The organism is Winogradskyella vidalii, assembly GCF_013403955.1.
GTDB classification, from domain to species: Bacteria; Bacteroidota; Bacteroidia; order Flavobacteriales; family Flavobacteriaceae; genus Winogradskyella; species Winogradskyella vidalii.
On sequence record NZ_JABFDG010000023.1, the window covers coordinates 1 to 3,373 of the forward strand.

A 3,373-nucleotide genomic window follows, 5' to 3' on the forward strand; every position below is an offset into this window, starting at 1 on the left:
TTGAAAATCCATTATCAGTAAAACGTTTTATCCAAATGAAGTTGTCTAAAATCAAGACAGACAAAAGTGATTCTAAATTGATTTGTGAGTATGCCAAACAGGTGGAATTAAAACTTTGGGAAGGCAATTCCAAAGTTCAAACAGAGTGCTTACAAATGACCAGACTCCTTTCATTGTATACAAAACAAAGCACTATGCTTAAAAATAAGCTACATGGAGAAGCTGTTTTAGGTAACCCAAGTAAAGTCGTAGTGGCTTCATTAAAGCGTAGTTTAAAGCAGGTTGATAAAGAATTAAAAACCTTAGAAGAAAAACTATTAATAATAGTAAAACAAGAGTATCAAGATTTACTAACTCGAATAAAAACTATTCCAGGTATAGGAAATAAAACCGCAGTAATGCTATTGGTTTTAACCGATGGATTTGATCGTTTTAAAAGTGGTAGCGAATTGTGTAGTTATGCTGGATTAACCCCTGTAGTTAGAAAGAGTGGGAGTAGTGTAAATGGACGGCCTCGTATCAGTAAAATAGGAAATCAGAAACTACGTAATCTGTTATTTATGTGCAGCTTTAATGCTTGTAAATACAATAAAGCATGTCGTGATATTTATGAGAGAATAGTAGCAAAAGGAAAGAGTAAAAAATTGGCATTGATAGCGGTGTGTAATAAACTATTAAAACAGGCTTTTGCTATAGCAAAATCAGGTTTAATATATGATGATACATATAGAAGTACTTTAATGAAAAATTAGTGCATTTTTACTTGTTTTTTACCACAGTACTTTGTTGGCAGTAGTACTTTATTATTCAATCCGATTTTCATCATTCATTTTAGTCGGATTTTGTCGTGTGTCAAAGACATCATTAATTATAATTTCATTATCTACAATTCTGTAAATAAGTTTATAATGTCCGCTTATTAAGTATCGGTGATTTTTATTTAGAATTGTCAAATTAGGTTCTACTGGACCAGAATTCGGGTTTTTTATTAATTGTTTAGAGGATTTAAGTATTTGTTTTCTAATTTTATGAGCAAGTTTTTTATTTACTTCAATAGAATAATAATCAAAAATATCTTTTAAATTTCTGATAGCAAAATCAGTCCAAACTATTTTCATTGTTACCAATTTGCTGATATTCTCTCTAAATCTTCTTGACTTTTTACATTCCCATTTTTGAAATCCAATTCAGATTTTTCTATTCGATTAATTAATTCCTCGACAGTAAATGGTTTTAATTCAGGATTGTGTTCAATCTCTCTTTTTAGGATATAATTTTCCAATTTGTCAAATAATATCTCGTCCTTAATTTGGGCTAGATAAGTTATTAAATTGAGTTTTCGAGTTTGTAAATCCATAATTCGTGTATTTAATCAAAAATACAATTTTTTTACTAAATGTTTATTTGAAAAATGATTTTCTTGTATTACTGCCAACGTGTTTGTGTATGGTTAGTTGCGTGGTTAAGCGACTAAGTTAGCAAACATTTACGAACCCGTGAATATTCCGCAGGAATATTCGCAAGTAGGCTCAATGAAGCAATTAATTATACACGGTGTTCTACGCAGTTTTTTTCCATAAATTATTCAGCGACTTTTTTACTTTTCCTTTAATTTCATAAAAATATGCTTTATTTCCTTTTATAATTACTTTTTTATTTCTCGGCATTCTTTCCTTGTCGATAGGAATTACGATATCTATTTCGTAATAGTCAGAATGTTTTTTTTTAGTTCGCAGTTCGATAAAATCTGTAAATCCGTAAGTATAAATTCCGAATTTCTCAATATCTTTTTTTGCTATTCTAAACGTATTTGTTGAATCTAAATTCACTCTGTTTCTTAATCGAGGTGCCCAAGCGCAACTTCCTTCTTTTAGCCATTCTCTTGTCAAATGCTTGTATTTTCTCCTTTTATTAAAGTAAAGAGTTAGTATTTCAAATTCCGTTTTTTGTTTTTCAATCAAGTTTTGTTTTTCGTAAAGTTCAACATAATGGTTGACCTTAATTTTAATCGAGTCTTTAAGTCCAATTTGCTTTTCAGTTATATTCACAGTTGGCTCTCGTCTTTTTAAGTGTGGATTTAAAATAACTTCTCCATCTTTTAAAATCCATTTTCCTTCGTTTGTGTAATTTTTAAAGGTCTGTGGATAAACATAATCAGTTGTTCTTAATTTAAAAGTTCCGTTTGCTTTTAATTCCAATTCGGTTATTAATGCTTCTCCATTTGGCATCCAGTCTCCGTATTTCCCGATATATTTAGAAATGTCATTTTGTGCCTGAACATTTATTGTCAGTAAAAATATTGTTAATATGTAAAATGTTTTTTTCAAATTGCGTAGAACGGGTTTGTGTATGGTTAGTTGCGTGGTTCAGCAACTAAGTTAGCAAACATTTACGAACCCGTGAATATTCCGCAGGAATATTCGCAAGTAAGCTCAATGAAGCAATTAATTATACACGGTGTTCTACGCAGTTTTTATTTCATTCGTTAGTAAGTTGGTATATGTTTCCAAACTTCTGATTGAATGTTTTTTATTTCATTCCATTTAGGAATTTCTTTTTTCACGATAGAATCCAATTTTGCGCTTTTGTAAAATTCCATACAATGACTGAAAATCCTTTTTCCAACTAAATGTTCAGGAACTCTTTCAACTGATTCAATTGAGTCCTGCTTTATTTTAGCAACTTCTTTTCGTATTATTTGTTTCAGAGTTGGGTCAAAAATTGCGATTCCAATTCCGTTATAATACGATTTGTCATTCTTCAAAATATAGTTTTTGATTTCTTCATTTTCGTAACCCTCTAATAAGCATAAGCATAACGCTCTTTCCTTAAATTCAGATTCCCAATTATTAAATCCCCAAGATTTTCGTTGTTCCATTAATTCAGAATTCGGTTGATTACAACCAGAAATCAATAAAATAAAAATCAAAATTGTGTATATTCTCATTGTCGTTTTTAAATTGCGTAGAACGGTTATGTGTATGATTTCGTTGCGTGATTAAGCACTAAAGTTAGCAAATAAAAACCGAATAGAAAATCCGCGAGGATTTTCGTAAGTAGGCTAAAACTAGCAATGAATTATACACGTCTTAAGTTAGCAATTAAATAAAAACACTAAATTAAGATTTATAAATTAGAAAGCACAAAAGAGAGGAGTAAGGTTATTATATACGCAGAGACTTCAGATCTCGTCAACATTGAAAATCCCCTCTCTTTTCTACACAGATTTCGTACAGTTCTATGAGGCTTTAAGACCTCGATTTTAAGTCGTTGAAACTCGCGTAGATTGTCCTTTGAAAAAAACATTTCTTATGAATAAAGATATTAAATATTTTGGAATAGACATTAGCCATTTGGTTTTTGATGTCACAGA

General features: G+C 30.3%; 5 protein-coding genes. 1 reads left to right on the forward strand and 4 read right to left on the reverse strand.

Going from position 1 to position 3,373, the window contains the following annotated elements; all coding sequences use genetic code 11:
• Positions 1 to 752, forward strand: a 752-nt coding sequence (locus tag HM982_RS18175; protein WP_179354069.1) for an IS110 family RNA-guided transposase, incomplete at its 5' end; no start/stop codon positions are given.
• A gap of 51 nt (positions 753 to 803) precedes the next feature.
• Here the strand turns inward: HM982_RS18175 and HM982_RS18180 are convergent.
• From HM982_RS18180 to HM982_RS18195, 4 genes are all read right to left on the reverse strand, one after another.
• On the reverse strand, positions 804 to 1,118 hold the full coding sequence (locus tag HM982_RS18180; protein WP_093246105.1) for a type II toxin-antitoxin system RelE/ParE family toxin: 315 nt from the start codon (positions 1,116 to 1,118) through the stop codon (positions 804 to 806).
• A gap of 2 nt (positions 1,119 to 1,120) precedes the next feature.
• The gene (locus tag HM982_RS18185; RefSeq protein WP_092447518.1) at positions 1,121 to 1,357 is read right to left on the reverse strand and encodes a hypothetical protein; all 237 of its coding nucleotides are present in this window, start codon (positions 1,355 to 1,357) and stop codon (positions 1,121 to 1,123) included.
• 202 nt (positions 1,358 to 1,559) lie between these two features.
• Positions 1,560 to 2,327, reverse strand: a complete 768-nt coding sequence (locus HM982_RS18190; RefSeq protein ID WP_179354745.1) for a hypothetical protein — start codon at positions 2,325 to 2,327, stop codon at positions 1,560 to 1,562.
• Positions 2,328 to 2,485: 158 nt separating this feature from the next.
• Positions 2,486 to 2,947, reverse strand: a complete 462-nt coding sequence (locus tag HM982_RS18195) for a hypothetical protein (RefSeq protein ID WP_179354746.1) — start codon at positions 2,945 to 2,947, stop codon at positions 2,486 to 2,488.
• Positions 2,948 to 3,373: the final 426 nt, after the last annotated feature.

Excerpts from the sequence above, each read along its gene's own strand:
- HM982_RS18180 (WP_093246105.1), bottom strand. The coding sequence starts at position 1,118 with ATGAAAATAGTTTGGACTGATTTTGCTATCAGAAATTTAAAAGATATT.
- HM982_RS18195 (WP_179354746.1), bottom strand. The coding sequence starts at position 2,947 with ATGAGAATATACACAATTTTGATTTTTATTTTATTGATTTCTGGTTGT.
- HM982_RS18185 (WP_092447518.1), bottom strand. The coding sequence starts at position 1,357 with ATGGATTTACAAACTCGAAAACTCAATTTAATAACTTATCTAGCCCAA.